Source organism: Rheinheimera sp. UJ63 (genome assembly GCF_021568285.1).
Classification (GTDB): Bacteria; Pseudomonadota; Gammaproteobacteria; order Enterobacterales; family Alteromonadaceae; genus Alishewanella; species Alishewanella maricola.
The window spans coordinates 19,500-35,455 of sequence record NZ_JAKGTQ010000008.1; the positions used below are offsets into that span (position 1 = coordinate 19,500).

Annotated in this window: 14 protein-coding genes; 7 read left to right on the forward strand and 7 right to left on the reverse strand. The window is 48.7% G+C overall.

Annotated elements, in window-relative coordinates; translation table 11 throughout:
- The first annotated feature begins 3 nt into the window (after nucleotides 1–3).
- Entirely contained in the window at nucleotides 4–1,071 is a 1,068-nt protein-coding gene (locus tag L1N97_RS15620) for a formimidoylglutamase (RefSeq protein WP_236130437.1), read from the forward strand.
- Between the two features lie 11 nt (nucleotides 1,072–1,082).
- Here L1N97_RS15620 and hutI read toward each other — a convergent pair whose 3' ends face one another.
- The gene (gene hutI, locus L1N97_RS15625) at nucleotides 1,083–2,315 is read right to left on the reverse strand and encodes an imidazolonepropionase (protein WP_236130438.1); all 1,233 of its coding nucleotides are present in this window, start codon (nucleotides 2,313–2,315) and stop codon (nucleotides 1,083–1,085) included.
- Nucleotides 2,316–2,496: 181 nt separating this feature from the next.
- Between hutI and hutC the strand changes: the two genes are divergently transcribed.
- The 4 genes from hutC (at nucleotide 2,497) to L1N97_RS15645 (ending at nucleotide 8,777) form a co-directional block, all read left to right on the forward strand.
- Nucleotides 2,497–3,204 (forward strand): histidine utilization repressor, encoded by a 708-nt coding sequence (gene hutC, locus L1N97_RS15630; protein ID WP_226751039.1) that lies wholly within the window; start codon nucleotides 2,497–2,499, stop codon nucleotides 3,202–3,204.
- 11 nt (nucleotides 3,205–3,215) lie between these two features.
- Nucleotides 3,216–4,892: a urocanate hydratase gene (hutU, locus tag L1N97_RS15635; protein WP_236130439.1), complete on the forward strand. Its 1,677-nt coding sequence runs from the start codon at nucleotides 3,216–3,218 to the stop codon at nucleotides 4,890–4,892.
- Between the two features lie 2 nt (nucleotides 4,893–4,894).
- A complete protein-coding gene (hutH, locus tag L1N97_RS15640; RefSeq protein WP_236130440.1) occupies nucleotides 4,895–6,430 on the forward strand; it encodes a histidine ammonia-lyase in 1,536 nt (511 codons plus the stop codon).
- 325 nt (nucleotides 6,431–6,755) lie between these two features.
- Nucleotides 6,756–8,777 carry a methyl-accepting chemotaxis protein gene (locus L1N97_RS15645; protein WP_236130441.1) on the forward strand — a complete coding sequence of 674 codons (2,022 nt, stop codon included), beginning with the start codon at nucleotides 6,756–6,758 and terminating at the stop codon, nucleotides 8,775–8,777.
- Between the two features lie 10 nt (nucleotides 8,778–8,787).
- On the opposite strand, the gene L1N97_RS15650 is transcribed toward L1N97_RS15645, so the two are convergent.
- The 5 genes from L1N97_RS15650 to L1N97_RS15670 form a co-directional block, all read right to left on the reverse strand.
- Complete coding sequence (locus L1N97_RS15650; protein ID WP_236130442.1) at nucleotides 8,788–9,600, reverse strand: hypothetical protein; 813 nt, start codon at nucleotides 9,598–9,600, stop codon at nucleotides 8,788–8,790.
- Complete coding sequence (locus L1N97_RS15655) at nucleotides 9,593–10,522, reverse strand: bifunctional GNAT family N-acetyltransferase/hotdog fold thioesterase (protein WP_236130443.1); 930 nt, start codon at nucleotides 10,520–10,522, stop codon at nucleotides 9,593–9,595. Before L1N97_RS15655 ends, L1N97_RS15650 begins: the two co-directional genes overlap by 8 nt.
- Before the next feature lie 4 nt (nucleotides 10,523–10,526).
- Nucleotides 10,527–10,967 carry a D-aminoacyl-tRNA deacylase gene (gene dtd, locus L1N97_RS15660; RefSeq protein ID WP_229587454.1) on the reverse strand — a complete coding sequence of 147 codons (441 nt, stop codon included), beginning with the start codon at nucleotides 10,965–10,967 and terminating at the stop codon, nucleotides 10,527–10,529.
- Nucleotides 10,964–11,878 carry a virulence factor BrkB family protein gene (locus tag L1N97_RS15665; RefSeq protein ID WP_236130444.1) on the reverse strand — a complete coding sequence of 305 codons (915 nt, stop codon included), beginning with the start codon at nucleotides 11,876–11,878 and terminating at the stop codon, nucleotides 10,964–10,966. Before L1N97_RS15665 ends, dtd begins: the two co-directional genes overlap by 4 nt.
- Before the next feature lie 143 nt (nucleotides 11,879–12,021).
- Nucleotides 12,022–12,879 (reverse strand): DMT family transporter, encoded by an 858-nt coding sequence (locus L1N97_RS15670; protein WP_236130445.1) that lies wholly within the window; start codon nucleotides 12,877–12,879, stop codon nucleotides 12,022–12,024.
- Between the two features lie 130 nt (nucleotides 12,880–13,009).
- Between L1N97_RS15670 and L1N97_RS15675 the strand changes: the two genes are divergently transcribed.
- Nucleotides 13,010–13,705, forward strand: a complete 696-nt coding sequence (locus L1N97_RS15675; protein WP_236130446.1) for a pirin family protein — start codon at nucleotides 13,010–13,012, stop codon at nucleotides 13,703–13,705.
- A gap of 18 nt (nucleotides 13,706–13,723) precedes the next feature.
- Nucleotides 13,724–14,458: a sulfite exporter TauE/SafE family protein gene (locus L1N97_RS15680; RefSeq protein WP_236130447.1), complete on the forward strand. Its 735-nt coding sequence runs from the start codon at nucleotides 13,724–13,726 to the stop codon at nucleotides 14,456–14,458.
- 68 nt (nucleotides 14,459–14,526) lie between these two features.
- On the opposite strand, the gene L1N97_RS15685 is transcribed toward L1N97_RS15680, so the two are convergent.
- Nucleotides 14,527–15,897: a GAF domain-containing sensor histidine kinase gene (locus L1N97_RS15685; protein WP_236130448.1), complete on the reverse strand. Its 1,371-nt coding sequence runs from the start codon at nucleotides 15,895–15,897 to the stop codon at nucleotides 14,527–14,529.
- Between the last annotated feature and the right edge of the window lie 59 nt (nucleotides 15,898–15,956).

The following is a 15,956-nucleotide window of genomic DNA, read 5'->3' on the forward strand; positions in this document are numbered from 1 at the left end:
CGCATGAACGCCCTGCACTATTTGACTCAAGCGCAACTTGCGCGTTGCTGTCAGCAGCGCAGCGGCGAGCAACGCTTATCTGCCCAGTTACGCTTTCCTGAAGCCACTTTATCGTTAGCAGAGAACCTTGCCTTACATGCCACTCACGGTGGCAAGTTTGTCATACTGGGGATCCCAGAAGATCTGGGCCCTAGAGCGAACGGTGGCTTTGCTGGGGCACAATTAGGCTTTCAAGCGTTTTTAAACAAATTTCTTAATCTGCAAGCTAATGCATTACTCGCCGGTGAATCTATTTTGATCCTCGGTGAGGTAGCCTGTGCCGATTTACAAGCACAAAGTACAGCATTAGATCATCAACAACCCGAGCATTTAAACCAATTACGCGCCCTTTGTGCGCAACTTGACGAACGAGTATTCAGTGCCGTTAAACCTATTTTTGCGCAGGGCTTAACGCCGATAGTGATTGGCGGTGGTCATAACAATGCCTTGCCACTGTTGCGGGCGTTAAGTGATTGTCAGCAGCAACAGGTTAATTGTATTAATTTGGATCCGCATGCCGATTTTCGTGCTTTAGAAGGGCGACATAGCGGCAATGCGTTTAGTTATGCGCAAGCTGAAGCGTTATTACAGCACTATTTTGTGCTGGGGCTGCATGTGCAAAAAAATAATGCCGCCAGTTTGACGGCCTTACAGCAAGCGAATTTTGAATATCTCAGCTATCAACAGATCTTTGTAGAAGGCCAGTACAACTGGAGCCAGGCCATCGAACTGAGTTTGCAAAGAGTGTTATCCGCTAACACCAAGTTAGCACTTGAAGTGGATACCGACTGCATTACCAGCATGCCGGCCAGCGCGCTTAACTACAGTGGTATTAGCGTAGCTGAAGCAGAGCAAGCCGTGTTTCACTTCGCCAAATTACCGCAAACCGCTTATTTACACTTAGCCGAAGCCGCGCCTGCGCAACATCCAAGTGGTGAAGCTGCAGGGATGAATCAATGCGGCCAAGTGTTAAGCCAACTGGTACAAGCCTTTTTAGCGGGTAAGCAGCAACAGCCGCCAAGCATTGACTAAGGGGTGATCAGCTACACATTTTTGGCTAAGCGGCATAAGGTGCCACCAATGACCACTTGTTTAAGCGCACTGACGCCAAATTGATAACATAATTCTGCCGGTTGGCTAATCGCATAACAGGCAAAATCGGCACGCATTCCCACAGCCAAACTTCCCCGGTCAGTAAATCCCAGCGCCTTGGCAGCATAACGCGTCACGCCTAATAACGCTTCTTCTGGCGTTAAACGAAACAAGGTGCAGGCCATATTCAACATTAACAATAATGAACAAAATGGCGAGGTCCCCGGATTAAGATCGGTGGCAATCGCCATTGGCACCTGGTAGCGACGTAACAGCGCTATCGGTGGTAATTGGGTTTCCCGTAAAAAGTAATAGGCCCCCGGTAATAACACCGCAACGGTACCGGCTTTTGCCATACGGGCAATCGCTGCCTCATCCAAATATTCCAGATGATCCGCGGATAACCCCGAAAACTCAGCCACTAAGGCGCTGCCGCCTAAATTAGATAATTGTTCAGCATGTGCTTTAACCGGTAAGCCTAATGCCTTGGCCGTGTTAAATACTTGCCGACACTGCTCAACACTAAAGCCAATACCTTCACAAAACACATCAACCGCGTCCACCAACTGTTGCTCAGCAAGCAGCGGTAACATACGACACACTTCGTTGATATAACCCGCCGCATCCTCTTTAAATTCTGCTGGCAGTGCATGCGCACCTAAAAAGGTTTTTACAATATTCAGCGGATGATGCTCAGCTAACAACGCGGCGACTTCAAGCAGCTTTTGCTCATTGGCTAAGTCGAGACCATAGCCTGATTTAATTTCTACAGTCGTCACGCCTTCGTGCAGTAAGCTATTGAGCCGATCTTTACCTAATACAAACAATTGTTCATGGCTGGCTGCCCGAGTGGCTTTTACGGTACTGGCAATACCACCACCTGCTGCCGCGATAGCTTGATAACTGGCCCCTTGTTGGCGCAGCTCAAATTCATTGGCGCGACTACCAGCAAACAGCAAATGGTTATGACAATCAATTAAACCGGGCAGGATCCATTGGCCTTTTGCATCGTACAGCGGCGTACTTAATGCATCAAATTGCGGCAAATCGGCTTGTGGCCCAACATAAGCTATCAAACCGTCTTTGATGGCCAATGCGCCGTGCGCGATAGCACCATAAGGCTGGCCGTTTTCCGTCATGCTGGCGATCTGAGCATTCAGCCACACGGCATCAAATTCTGTCACTATTCCTCCTGAGCACGATTCTGCTAACACTTAATCGCGCAACGACCTCTAGGGCTAAAGCCCAAACTATTAAAAATAGTCTATACGAAAAACTTGTATATACAACCAAGATCCGCTATTTTTATTTGCAGCTAATTAGTGGATCCGTTCTGATCCGCTATCTGACTAACACGAGAATAACATGGCAAAATTTGCAGAAATAAAAGAGTTTATGCTGCGGCAAATTGAAAGCGGTGCCTGGCCTGAGCACAGCCGTGTGCCATCCGAAAATGAATTGGCCGAGCAATTCTCCGTTAGCCGCATGACCGCCCGCCGCGCTTTGCAAGAGCTAACCGAGCAAGGTATTTTGTATCGAACGCAAGGTGTTGGCAGCTTTGTTGCGGCACTTAAATCACAGTCATCTTTATTGCAAATACATAATATCGCTGATGAAATTGCCGGCCGTGGCCATACCTATAGCGCAACCTTAGTACAGCTGACCGAATTACCTTGCCCCACCATTGTGGCAACAGCATTGGGGTTAAAACGCAATGACCCTGTATTTTTTTCACTGATTGTGCACTTGTCTGCCGGGCAACCACTGCAACTCGAAGCGCGCTATGTCAATCCGCTGCAAGTGCCACTGTATATCCAGCAAGATTTTCAAGAGCAAACACCGCATCACTATCTGAGTATGATTGCGCCACTGACCGAAGCTGAACATATCGTTGAAGCGATCTGGCCAGATAACTTTACTTGCCAGCATCTACAACTGAAAAAACCTGAACCCTGCCTGCGCTTGACCCGTCGCACCTTTAGCCGTGATGGTGCCGTTAGCCTGGCTTATCTCACCTCGCCTGGTAGCCGCTATCGGCTGGGCGGACACCTTAATTTTGCGTTACCCCGTTAACAGAGGTTGCTATGAACACGAACCGTATTGATAACAGCAGAGTGATCCGTGCCGCGCGCGGCAAGCAGATCACCGCCAAAAGTTGGCAAACTGAAGCCGCTAAGCGCATGCTAATGAACAACCTGGATCCTGAGGTGGCTGAGCATCCGCAAGCCCTGGTGGTGTATGGTGGTATTGGCCGCGCTGCACGAAACTGGGCTTGTTTTGATAAGATTGTCGAGGTGTTAGACCGGTTAGAGGATAACCAAACACTGTTAGTGCAAAGCGGTAAACCCGTTGGTGTTTTTCCAACCCACCCTGATGCACCGCGGGTGTTAATCGCCAACTCTAATTTGGTACCGGCGTGGGCAAACTGGCAGCATTTTAATGAGTTAGATCGACAAGGGTTAATGATGTACGGCCAAATGACCGCTGGCTCATGGATCTATATCGGCACGCAAGGCATCGTACAAGGCACCTATGAAACTTTTGTGGCGATTGCTAAGCAGCATTTTGACGGTAACGCCGCCAATAAATGGATCTTAACCGGTGGTCTCGGTGGCATGGGCGGTGCACAGCCATTGGCCGCAACCATGGCCGGGTTCCATATGATTGCCTGTGAAGTGGATGAAAGTCGCATCGATTTTCGGTTAAAAACCGGCTATATCGACCAAAAAGCCTATGCTTTAGATGAAGCGTTGCAATTACTTGAGCAAGCCAAAGCGTCAGGCAAACCCACCTCAATTGGTTTATTGGCGAATGCCGCCGATGTGTTCAGCGAATTAGTTAAGCGAAACATTACGCCCGATGTAGTGACCGATCAAACCTCCGCACATGATCCTTTAAACGGCTATTTACCCCAAAACTGGACCCTGCAAATTGCAGCAGAAATGCGCCAGCAAGACGAGGCCAAAGTGGTTAAAGCCGCGAAACATTCTATGGCCGTACAAGTGCAAGCGATTTTAACTTTACAGCAACGCGGCGCAGTCGCTACCGACTATGGCAATAATATTCGGCAAATGGCCAAAGACGAAGGCATAGACAATGCTTTTGATTTCCCGGGGTTTGTTCCTGCCTATATTCGGCCACTGTTTTGCCAAGGCATTGGACCATTTCGCTGGGTGGCCCTGTCTGGTGATCCCGAAGACATTTACAAAACCGACGCGAAAGTCAAAGAGCTGATCCCAGATGATACCCATTTGCATCATTGGTTGGATATGGCACGCGAGCGCATTCAGTTTCAAGGTTTACCCGCTCGTATCTGCTGGATTGGTTTAAAAGATCGCGCCCGTATCGCTTTAGCATTTAATGAGATGGTAAAAAATGGCGAACTCAGTACCCCCGTTGTTATTGGTCGTGATCATCTTGATTCTGGCTCGGTTGCCAGCCCTAATCGTGAAACCGAAGCCATGCTAGACGGCTCAGATGCCGTTTCCGATTGGCCATTACTGAACGCCTTATTAAATACCGCTGGCGGCGCTACGTGGGTGTCGTTACATCATGGCGGTGGCGTAGGTATGGGTTATAGCCAACACAGTGGCGTGGTGATTGTCGCGGATGGCACGGAGCAAGCGGCAGCACGTTTAGGCCGAGTGCTGTGGAATGATCCGGGTACGGGGGTAATGCGTCATGCCGATGCAGGTTACGACATTGCCAAAAAATGTGCCTATGAACAGGGCCTTGATCTACCGATGATGACGGGAGAATAACCATGACCTTCGCCTTAAACTTGATCCCTGGCCAGCTTAGTTTGGCAAAATTACGTGCTGTGCAACAAGGCGCAGTAACGCTCAGCCTAGATGCCAGTGCGCTCCCTGCTATTGCTAAATCAGCCGCTTGTGTCGCCGATATTATTAAACAAAATAAAGTGGTGTATGGCATCAATACCGGCTTTGGCTTACTGGCTAGCACACGGATTAAAAACGATGAATTAGAATTGTTACAACGGTCTATCGTGTTATCGCATGCCGCGGGCTTTGGCCAGTTTATGGCAGATAGCACCGTACGCTTAATGATGGTGCTAAAAATCAATTCGCTCAGCCGTGGCTTTTCGGGTATTCGTTTAAGCGTGATTGAAATGCTGATTGCCATGGTCAATGCCGAGTTATATCCCTGCATTCCAGAAAAAGGCTCGGTGGGCGCATCTGGCGATTTGGCGCCTCTAGCTCATATGGTTTTACCGTTAATCGGTGAAGGTGAGATTTGCTACAAAGGGCAAATTTATGATGCTAAAGAAGCACTCGAATTAGTCGGTTTAGCGCCAATTACCCTTGCCGCGAAAGAAGGTCTGGCCTTACTGAATGGCACACAAGCCTCTACCGCCCTAGCCTTACAAGGCTTGTTTCATGCCGAAGATTTGTACGCTGCGGGTTGCGTTATTGGTGCAATGAGCGTGGAAGCGGCACTTGGCAGTCGCGCGCCATTTGATCCACGCATCCATCAAGCGCGTGGCCAAAAAGGCCAAATTGATACTGCCAGCATTTATCGGCACTTGCTGCAAACCGGCTCTGAAGTAGGCCATTCCCATGAAAACTGTGAAAAAGTACAAGATCCCTACTCGTTACGCTGCCAACCTCAGGTGATGGGTGCCTGTTTAACGCAAATCCGTCATGCGGCAGAAGTGCTGCAAGTTGAAGCCAATGGCGTTACAGATAACCCCTTAGTATTTGCTGATGATGGCGATATTTTATCCGGTGGTAACTTCCATGCCGAACCGGTTGCTATGGCCGCCGATAACTTGGCCTTAGCCATAGCCGAAATTGGCGCACTGTCGGAACGCCGTATGGCGTTATTAATTGATGCTAGTTTGAGTAAGTTACCGGCTTTCTTGGTGCCAAACGGTGGGGTCAACAGTGGTTTTATGATTGCACAGGTGACCGCTGCTGCGCTGGCCTCAGAAAATAAATCGTTAGCACATCCCGCTTCGGTCGACAGTTTACCAACTTCAGCCAATCAGGAAGATCATGTTTCCATGGCGACCTTTGCCGCTCGGCGCTTGGCTGATATGGCCGAGAACACTACCGGCGTGTTGGCGGTGGAATATCTTGCTGCGGCACAAGGCTTGGATTTTCGGGCGCCATTGAAAAGCACCCCGGTGTTAGAGCAAGCAAAAGCTGCTTTGCGCGACGAAGTCAGCTTTTATCAGCAAGATCGTTACTTTGGTCCCGATATAGAAAAAAGTGCCGCCTTGGTACGATCGGGTGTATTTAACCCCATGTTACCCAGCGGTATGTTATGTAGCTTTTAAACTCACACTACTATACTCACACTCCCCATAATGCCAGTAGGTTAAGCATGACCTGTTTGCTCTAAATCAACCGTTGAAGGCCATGGATGGCCGGAATCGAGCCTCAGGGATGATTCATGGCGTGTTGATGTGAGCAAACCGCGTCATGCTAAACACTAAACTAATCGTTATTAACACTACCCAGTGCTTTTTCGTGCACTGGGTTTACCTTTTGCACAAGGTTAGGTCTAGCCAGACTGCGCTGCTGGCTAGACCAGTGTGCTAAAAACTGCTAAGTTGAAACGATAAGAAAGATAATAAGTTTCTTCAAGCAGAGTATCTCAGCATGAAATTAAAAGTTGCACATAAAGTGAGTATTGGTTTTGCCTTTATCACCTTGTTATTACTGTTTGCTAGCATCTCAGCGCTGGGCATTTTTCGTAGCATCACCAGTGCCAATACTCAGGTCAATGAACAAGCGTTGCCCGCACAACAACAAAGCAATTTAGCGCAAATTCAATTATTAAAACTGGCCCGCTTATCCGCTGCAGGGTTTAATGCGGAACAACAAAATGCCATTGAACGCCAACAGCAGCAGTTCCTACAAGCACAACGTGCTTTTGCTGAGCTAACAGAAGGCTTTACCCAGCTTAATGTAGACAGTGCGCTGCAACAAAACCTGCAACAAGCCACCGAGTTTGCCAAAGGTTACACGGATGCCGCCGCAAAAATGTTTCAAGCGCGTTTAAGTAGCCTGAGCTACCAGCAGCAACTCAACAGTGAATTAGCTGAGTTAGAAATCCTGTTAGATGAAGCCGGCGCTAGCTTAATTGAATTATCTGAATTAGAGTTGCCTCGCGATAAACAACTGGCCGCCATCGTTGCCGGCACGGCTGCGCGTTTAGACGGGCAACTGGTAGGGTTAATTAACACGCTGCGCGAAACCGCAGGTTACAGTGACTACGCACAATTTGCACCGAACGAGCAAAATATTGAATTTGCGGTCAGTGATATGCAGGTCAATGTCGATTATTTAGCGCAATTAGTACAAGGCATCAACAGCCAAGGTTTATGGCAGCAATTTGCTGAAAATTGGCAAAACTTAAATACGGCTTTCGACAAAGAAACGAATTTAAGCCAACTGAAAAAACAGCATGTCACGGCCTTACAGCAGGCACGTTTACAACTGAATCAAGCAGAGCAACAAATTGAGCAAGCGCTGAATAGCTTAGATCAAGTGGTACAAGCCGCAGATCAGCAATTTACTGAGCTACAACAGCAAGTTTCCAGCCAATTAAACTCTGGCAGCCAGCGCACCACTATTATTTTGGTCATTTTAGTCGTGCTGGCTTTTACTATCGCCTATTTCACTATTAATGCCATGATCAAACCGCTTAAAGGTATCAACCATATACTGGGCTATATCGCACAAGGCGATCTCACCCGGCAACTGATGATTAAACAACAAGATGAATTTGGCAGCCTCTCGGCTAAGGTTAACAGCCTCATCAGTGCCCTTAGCGGCTTAATTAATAATATCCAGCACAATGCCCGTGCGCTGAATAACACTGCCAGTCGCTCTACCCGTGCCGTCAGTGATATTAACCAATCGTTACAGCAACAACAGCAGCAAATTGGTGCGGTGAACAGTATTACCGAACAATTAGCCGATAATACGCAAGCGGTCGCAGAGCATGCGGCAGAAACTGGCCAAGCCATGCAATTGGCGCTGCAACAAAGCCAACAAATTAATACGCTGGCAGATGAAAACAGCGAACGTATCAGCAAATTGGCTGGGCAATTGGTGAATACCAGCAGCTTAATTAACAAAGTCAGTTCGGAGTCGACCAACATTGGGGGCATCTTAACCACCATTAGCAGCATTGCCGAACAGACCAACTTATTAGCGTTAAACGCCGCCATCGAAGCGGCCAGAGCCGGCGAACAAGGTCGCGGCTTTGCCGTAGTGGCCGATGAAGTTCGCTCTTTAGCAAGCCGCACGCAGCAAGCGACCAGTGAAATACGCCAGATGATTGAACATTTGCAGCAACAAACTAAACAAGCCGTAACGGCCGTCACCGCGGGAACAACCGATGCGGAAAACTGTGTGCAAACCATGGCTGAATTAGTCAACGCCTTGCAGCAAGTGGCAGCAGCGATCCATGAAACTTTGAAAATAAGCGAAGCGGTTACAAGCGCCAGTGCCAGTCAATTAGCCTTAGGGCAGTCGATTAACGATAATATGCATGAAATGGTCGGGCTGGCGCAAACCAGTGCCGCACAAGCTGAAGAAACCCTTAACCACAGTGCCGAAGTGGCAGCGTTGGCCGAACAGTTACAGCTTGCTGCTGCGAAGTTTAAAATTTGAGACAGGCTTACTAACAATCGGCCAGCGCATCACGCGCATCACGATAGCGATAACGAAAAGGCGTATCTCGCTCTATTGCTAGGCTCTCAACTTTGCGCCATGGCGCTGCCGTTTCAGTATCAAAAGCACTGTCTGGCAGCCCAAGAGCAGCTGTTGCCGCATGATAAAATGCCTGCTTGCTCACCAGAGCGGGCGAGCTTAAGTTATAACAAGGCTGGCTTAAAGGCCAAACGGGCAGCAGAGCTAAAACAGCCTGCACCACCTCAGCACTGTGCAGCATATTCACCGGTTGCTGCGCATCAGCAAGCCGTTTACCTTGGGTAAAACGTGCCGGATGACGCCCTGGCCCCATTAGGCCGCCTAAACGCAACGTCAGCCAATTACCTTGCTGTTGTAAAGCCTGTTCCCCCTCGGCCAGCAACACCGCTCGAGGCTGAGTTTCAGACAGCGTGGTCTGTTCATTAAGATGACCATCGACTCCCTGATACACACCTGTAGAACTAAAGTGGATGCCCCCTCTAAAACCGGCTTGTTGGCAAAGCATGGCTAGCTGCTGCAGCGCACTGACATAGCCCGAAGGCGAGGCTCGACCCGGTGCAATACTGCAAATCACCCACGCATCCGCCAGCATTGCCAATAACCTGTCGCTCTCAAGTAGTGGTTGATTTAAAGCCAGCGTGAAACCTTGGATAGGCTCAGGTAATGCTGCCGCACTGGCACTCGATTGACGGCTACCGAATACTTGATAACCGGCATGCACTAAAGGCCTCGCCAATTGCTGCCCTAGCCAACCACATCCAATAATGACGACCTTGTTAGTCATCGCTTTGCTCAGGTAATACGGCATACAAACCCACAAACTGCGCACAATGCTGCTCATCGGCGAAAATATCTACGGTGATCTGCTGGCGTACTCTGCGACCACTGGCTAAGGTACTGAGATCGCCCCGCACATCGGCTAAATGACAACGCGCAGTGGGGGTCGAACGCACCGGTTGTAAATAACGAATATTACCCTCGGCTAACACCTGCGCGCCGGCTAAGCCTAAACTTTGCAACTGAAGATACAACATGCCCCAGCCGGTTAAGGTTGCTAAGGTATAAATACTGCCAGCAAACATGGTCTGATGCAGATTAATATTCGGTGCCAATGGCGCCTGACATTGCAAACTAAAACCATCAAAAGAGGTGATCTGTAATTGCATAAACTGGCTTAACGGAATAGTGCTGTGCCATGTCTGTTGCAAATCTGCACACCACTGGCGGAACTCGCTGTCAGTGCCGGCTAGCGTCAGCGTTTTACTCATGCGTTGATGTACAATGCCAAACATGCTGGGGGCCGAGCCCAACACCTGATATTGCTGGCGTAAGTAAAAAGGTAAGGCGCTATCGCGAGCGTTTAGCAGCAGCTTTTTATACCCTTGGCTTATCGCATAATGCTCCAAGCCTTGTAACACTGTGGCACCTGCGCCCTGGCCTTGCCATTCAGAAGCCACCGCCATATAACGCACTTGTGCCGTTTCGGCATCGACTTGATGTAACCGCCCCACCGCAATTAACTCGCCGGCTGCGTTAGTGAGCATCAGATGGTAAGCGTCTTGCTCTAATTCGTCGCGCTCACTACCTAGGGCTTGTAACCATGGCGCCCGTAAAATTTGCCAACGTAATTGGTAATAGGCTTGCCAGTCGGCGGCGCTCTCTGGGCTGCGCAATTGCCAGCGCTGATTCAGTAAGTTCGCGTTCATCGATTTAACGACTCTCCAATAAAAAAGTTACCGGCCCATCATTGACCAAGCTCACCTGCATATTCGCGCCAAAACGCCCTGTCGCCACCTTAAGGCCAAGCGTTTGGCAAGCCTGGCAAAAAGCCTGATAATGCTGCTCTGCCAGTTGCGGGCTGCCTGCTGGGGTAAAACTCGGTCTTAAACCCGAACGTGTATCCGCCGCTAGCGTAAATTGAGAAACAACCAGCAAGGCTCCGCCGGCCTGTTGCACGTTCAAATTCATTTTGCCTTGATCATCGCTAAACACTCGATAACGACAGACTTTTTCGGCCAACTTTTGCACATCAGCAGCACTATCTGTCGCCTCTACGCCAAGCAGCACCAATAAACCTTGCTCAATAGCACCCACTGTTGTGTGTTCAATCTCAACCTTGGCCGAACTCACGCGTTGAATTAATGCCTTCATGTTAAGCGCTCGGTATCAATAGTGGTGGGAGGCGCTTCATCCTGATCGGGGACCGCACAATCATCGCCTTCTTCACACACCCCCTCTTCACGTTGTTGCAATAACGCCGTTAATTCTGCACCAAGCAATACAACCATCCACGATAAATGCACCCAAACGAACAAAATAGGTAATAAGGCTAAAGCACCATAAATCGTTTGATAGGTTGGAAAGTGCGTCACATAAATAGCAAAGCCGCGCTTCGATAATTCAAATAATACGGTGGCCAATAACGCCCCGAGCAAGGCATGTTTAAGCCGCACTTTGATATTCGGCACCACCAAATACAAGATAAAAAAGGCGATTAACGACATGGCGTAAGGCACTAAGCCAAGGACGATGGTCGAAAAACCAGGCGTGTAATCATCGGCAAAACTGCTCAGTCGGACCAAGTAGGAGGTCATACCGATCGACAAGCCGACTAAAATGGGGCCTAGCGTTAAAATCATCCAATAAATAGAAAACGAAATGATTAAACGTGGTCGTTTCGTCACGCGCCAAATTTTATTCAAGGTTTTATCAATGTTGTGGATCAACAATAACGCCACACAGACTAAAGCCAAAATACCGATAGCGGTCATACTGCCGGTGTTGCCAATAAATTTCGTGAGATAGGTTTGAATTTCTTCGCCGCGAGAAGGGATCACATTCGCGTAAATAAACTGCTCTAAGTTCGTGCGAAACTGCGCGAACATCGGAAAGGCGCTGAGCATAGAAAACATCACGGTGACCATGGGCACCAAAGACAGTAATGAGATATAAGCCAAATAGCCGCCCATCACAGACAACTGATCTTGCTTACAACGCTGGGCATAGGCTCGAACAAAATCTATCGTTTGCCGCCAACCATTTTGCCAATTTACAGATCGCATATCGATTCCTTTTTTGCTGGCATGGCAACTACTTAGCTTGGCCAATACCCTGTTACAGCATACCGTAAATCCAGCAAGCTCACCAGTTTGCCCGAGCAAGCTTTACACGCGAACGTGCCGCAAAAGGCGGATACTTTAGCGGATTAAGCGCGATTTTTACTCAATAAGACCAAGCCTAAACCACAGAGTACGACAGCTGCAGCGGACACTAAACGTAGCGTTAATGGTTCATTTAACAACACTATACCCAGTATGGCAGCCAAAACAGGGACTGCCAATTGTACCGATGCAGCTTGTAACGCTGATAAGGCTGGCAATACCCGATACCAAATGTAGTAACCTAAACCAGAAGTAATAGCGCCACTGATCAGCGCCAGCAGCACACCATAGGGATCCCATTGCAGGTTCGGCCAAAATAGCACACTCAGCACCAATGCCAGTGGACTCGCCCTTAAAAAATTGCCCGCAGTGTTTGCCGCAGCATCACCCGCGCGTTGGCCCAGTAAGGAATACAATCCCCATGCGGCACCCGCACATAACATGAAGAAGGCTGACAGGGGTTCTGGCGCACTGGCGCCTGGCAGCAATAACCAGCCAATCCCTGCCAGGGCCAAGCCTGCGCCAGCCCATTGCCAACCGCTAACCTGAGTTAATTGTTTTACACCCAACGCTAGCATGGTTAATTGCACGGCGCCAAATAACAATAACGCCCCGGTGGCGGTATCCAACTGTATATAAGCAAAAGAAAATAACGCCGCATAGGCAAATAAGTAGCCCGCACCGAGCCAACTGCCCGCAGGCTGCCGTAGCGGTCGACGCACTCTTAATAACACGTATAACAGCAGTGCCGCAGATAGGATCCGCACTAAGGTAAAACTTGTCGCATCAATACTAGTATGACTAAATGCAGCTCGATTCAATAAACTATTTCCCGCAAAAGCCAGTAATGCCAAAACCGTTAACCACAACACCCGCAAAGTAAGCATATTCGCTGTTACCATCTAATTAACCGTAAGATTCATCATATTTATTCCAATGTATTTGTTTAAGGCCACCGCTTAAACTAGCAACATAACGATGCAAGGCCAACGCAAACCACAGGGCCCTGCAACCTGATTAGCGGAGATTAACATGTTAGAGATTATTCGTTCAGCAGAGCGCGGACAAGCACAATTTGGCTGGCTAACCAGCAAACATAGCTTTTCATTTGGTCATTACTATAACCCTAAGCAGATGGGGTTTTCAGCTTTACGCGTGATCAACGATGACAGGGTGATCGCAGGGGCAGGCTTTAGTACGCATGGTCATCGCAATATGGAAATCATCAGCTATGTGCTCGACGGTCATATCGCGCATAAAGATTCTGCGGGTAATGAAAAAATTTTACCGGCCGGCGAGTTCCAACTGATGAGTGCGGGCAAAGGCATTCAACACAGCGAATATAATGCCAGTAAAACCGCGCCATTAACGTTTTTGCAGATTTGGATTGAACCCAACCAACAAGAGGGTGAACCACGCTATCAACAAAAAGACTTTGGCCAAGCACTTGGCTTAACATGGGTGATTACGCCAGATGGCCGCAATGGCACTTTGCAGATAAGACAAGACGCCAAGGTGGCACAGCTTCGTTTAACCGAACGTGACGCATTTGAGTTGCCAGTTGTTGCTGGCAGAGCGTATTATCTGCACCTGATCAGTGGCACAGTGTCGCTGGCAGAGCAAACGCTTGCCGCCGGTGATGGTATCAAGCTTGCCGCGATCGCGTCACTTCAAGGCAACGTGTTACAAGGACCTGTCAATGCCATTTGGTTTGATCTACCGGCTTAAGCTCGGTATCGCAACGCTATGCTAATCGAACAATGGGCAGTGTTGATCATTGCCGTGTTACTGATTGGCATCTCCAAAGCCGCCTTTGCAGGTAGCCTTGGCTTACTGGCTTTACCGCTGCTATTACTGAGCTTTGAAGCCCCAACAGCACTCTCTCTACTCTTACCGTTATTAATTGCCGCTGACGCCTTAACCTTGCATCAATACTGGCGGCAATGGAGTCTGGTTGACTTAAAACGGCTGTTACCCGCTGCACTAGGCGGTATCTTGGTTGGCGCCTTGTTACTTGGCAAATTGAATACGGCTTTTCTACAAGGCTTAGTGGGGGCCGCCAGTGTGCTATTTGCGCTAAATTACTTTTTACAACGGGGTAAAGCGGCAACCTGGTTAGCCAATAGCTTAGGAGGGGGTATTTTAGGCTTTGTCGCCGGGCTGAGCTCAACGTTATTGCATGCCGGTGGACCGCCAATAAAAATTTATTTACTGGCGCGACAGCTGCCTTACACAACATACCTGGGCACGGCAGCGGTATTTTTTGCCTTAACCAATTGGCTAAAAGTACCGGCGTATATTTGGCAAGGTCAATTAACCCTGCAACACCTCTATCAAGTGTTACCGCTGTTACCCTTGAGCTTTATCGCAATAAAACTGGGCGTTTATTTAAAAAAACGCCTGCCTGAACGCATTATTATTCCGCTGATCTACAGCTTGCTATTCTTGGCAGGCGCGCGCTTATTGTGGACTTTGCCTTAAACGCAACCGCAAGCCGCTTTCACAGCTCTTTAGCCAGAACATTGCGGCGTGGGGTGGCCAACCGCACTTTAATGCAAATTAGGAATGGTCAGGCTAAAACGACAGCCTTGAGCAGGCTCAGAGTGCAGGCTTAACTCACCTTTTAAGTGCTGTTTAACAATATTGTAGACAATCGATAAACCTAAGCCCGTGCCACCTCGCCCACGCTTAGTGGTAAAAAAAGGGTCAAAGATTTTTTGTTGATGGCTGCGCGGAATGCCGCAACCATTATCACTGACCACAATGCACAGCTGTTGATCGGCAGATACCCGACTACTAATGTTAACTAACGCGGGCTGCGTCGAGTGCTCGAACGCATGTAAGCAAGCATTCGTGACTAAATTGGTGATGACTTGCGCTAAGGCACCTGGAAAAGTGTTTAAAGACAAGCCGCTACTCAGCTGTAACTGCAACTCAACCTGATGTTGGTGACAAAATGGTTGCAAGGTACTACTCAGCGCAGAAATATAATCGTCAATGTCGATCGCGTGCAATTCAAAATGCGCTTGATCTAAAGCCGTTTGTTTAAATTGTTGGATCAGCCCAGCTGCACGCTCTAAATTGCGCTCTACGATATTGCACGATTGCAATAAATCGGTCACAGCACTTTTTAAAGATTGCTTGGTGATGCCACCGGTTTCAACGGTACGCTGTACTTTTTCCAACACATATTGGCTATGGCTATTCGCCGTAAGCCCAACGCCAATCGGTGTATTAATTTCGTGCGCTACGCCCACCACTAAACTACCCAATGATGCCATTTTCTCTGATTCAATCAGATGATGCTGAGTTTGTTTTAACTGATCTAATGCCGCCTGCAAGTGCTGTGTGCGCTCTTGCACTTGGCTTTCTAAACGGGCATTCGTTTTCTCTAGTTGAACCTGATAACGATGACGCTGGGCCGCGGCGACAATACGGCCATACAAGTCTGACAAGGCCCCCACAAAGGCCGCATCGCTATCCGACCACAAACGTGGCTGCTGTGTTTGTTCACAACAAATAATGCCAATCACCTCGCCTTTGTAGCGTAGCGGCACATCTAACAGCGAATAGATGTTGCAAGGCTCAAGATAAACCAAGTTAAATTCACAGGTAGCCGGATCGCTGCGCGCATGTGGCGCAGTGATCACGCGCTTTTTATCAAGTTCGGCAAAATAACTGGGGTAGTCTATGCGGTTTAATGTGGGCAGATCGTGAGTGCTTATGCCGTGTTGCGTGCACAACAACTTACACGCTATGGCACTGTTCTCATCGTTATACAGCCAAATACTGGCCCGCGATACCTTGATACCCTGCAAACACGTTTGCAACAACAAGCTTTCGGCTTGCGAGCGATGATCGCTATCTAACAGCGGATCCATCGACAGCGCTAATAACAATCCTTCAAGTGCATTGTTCAATATCGCCTCCCAGAATATGACATTAGGCAATAGTACAATTTGCTGCAGCAACGCGGCTG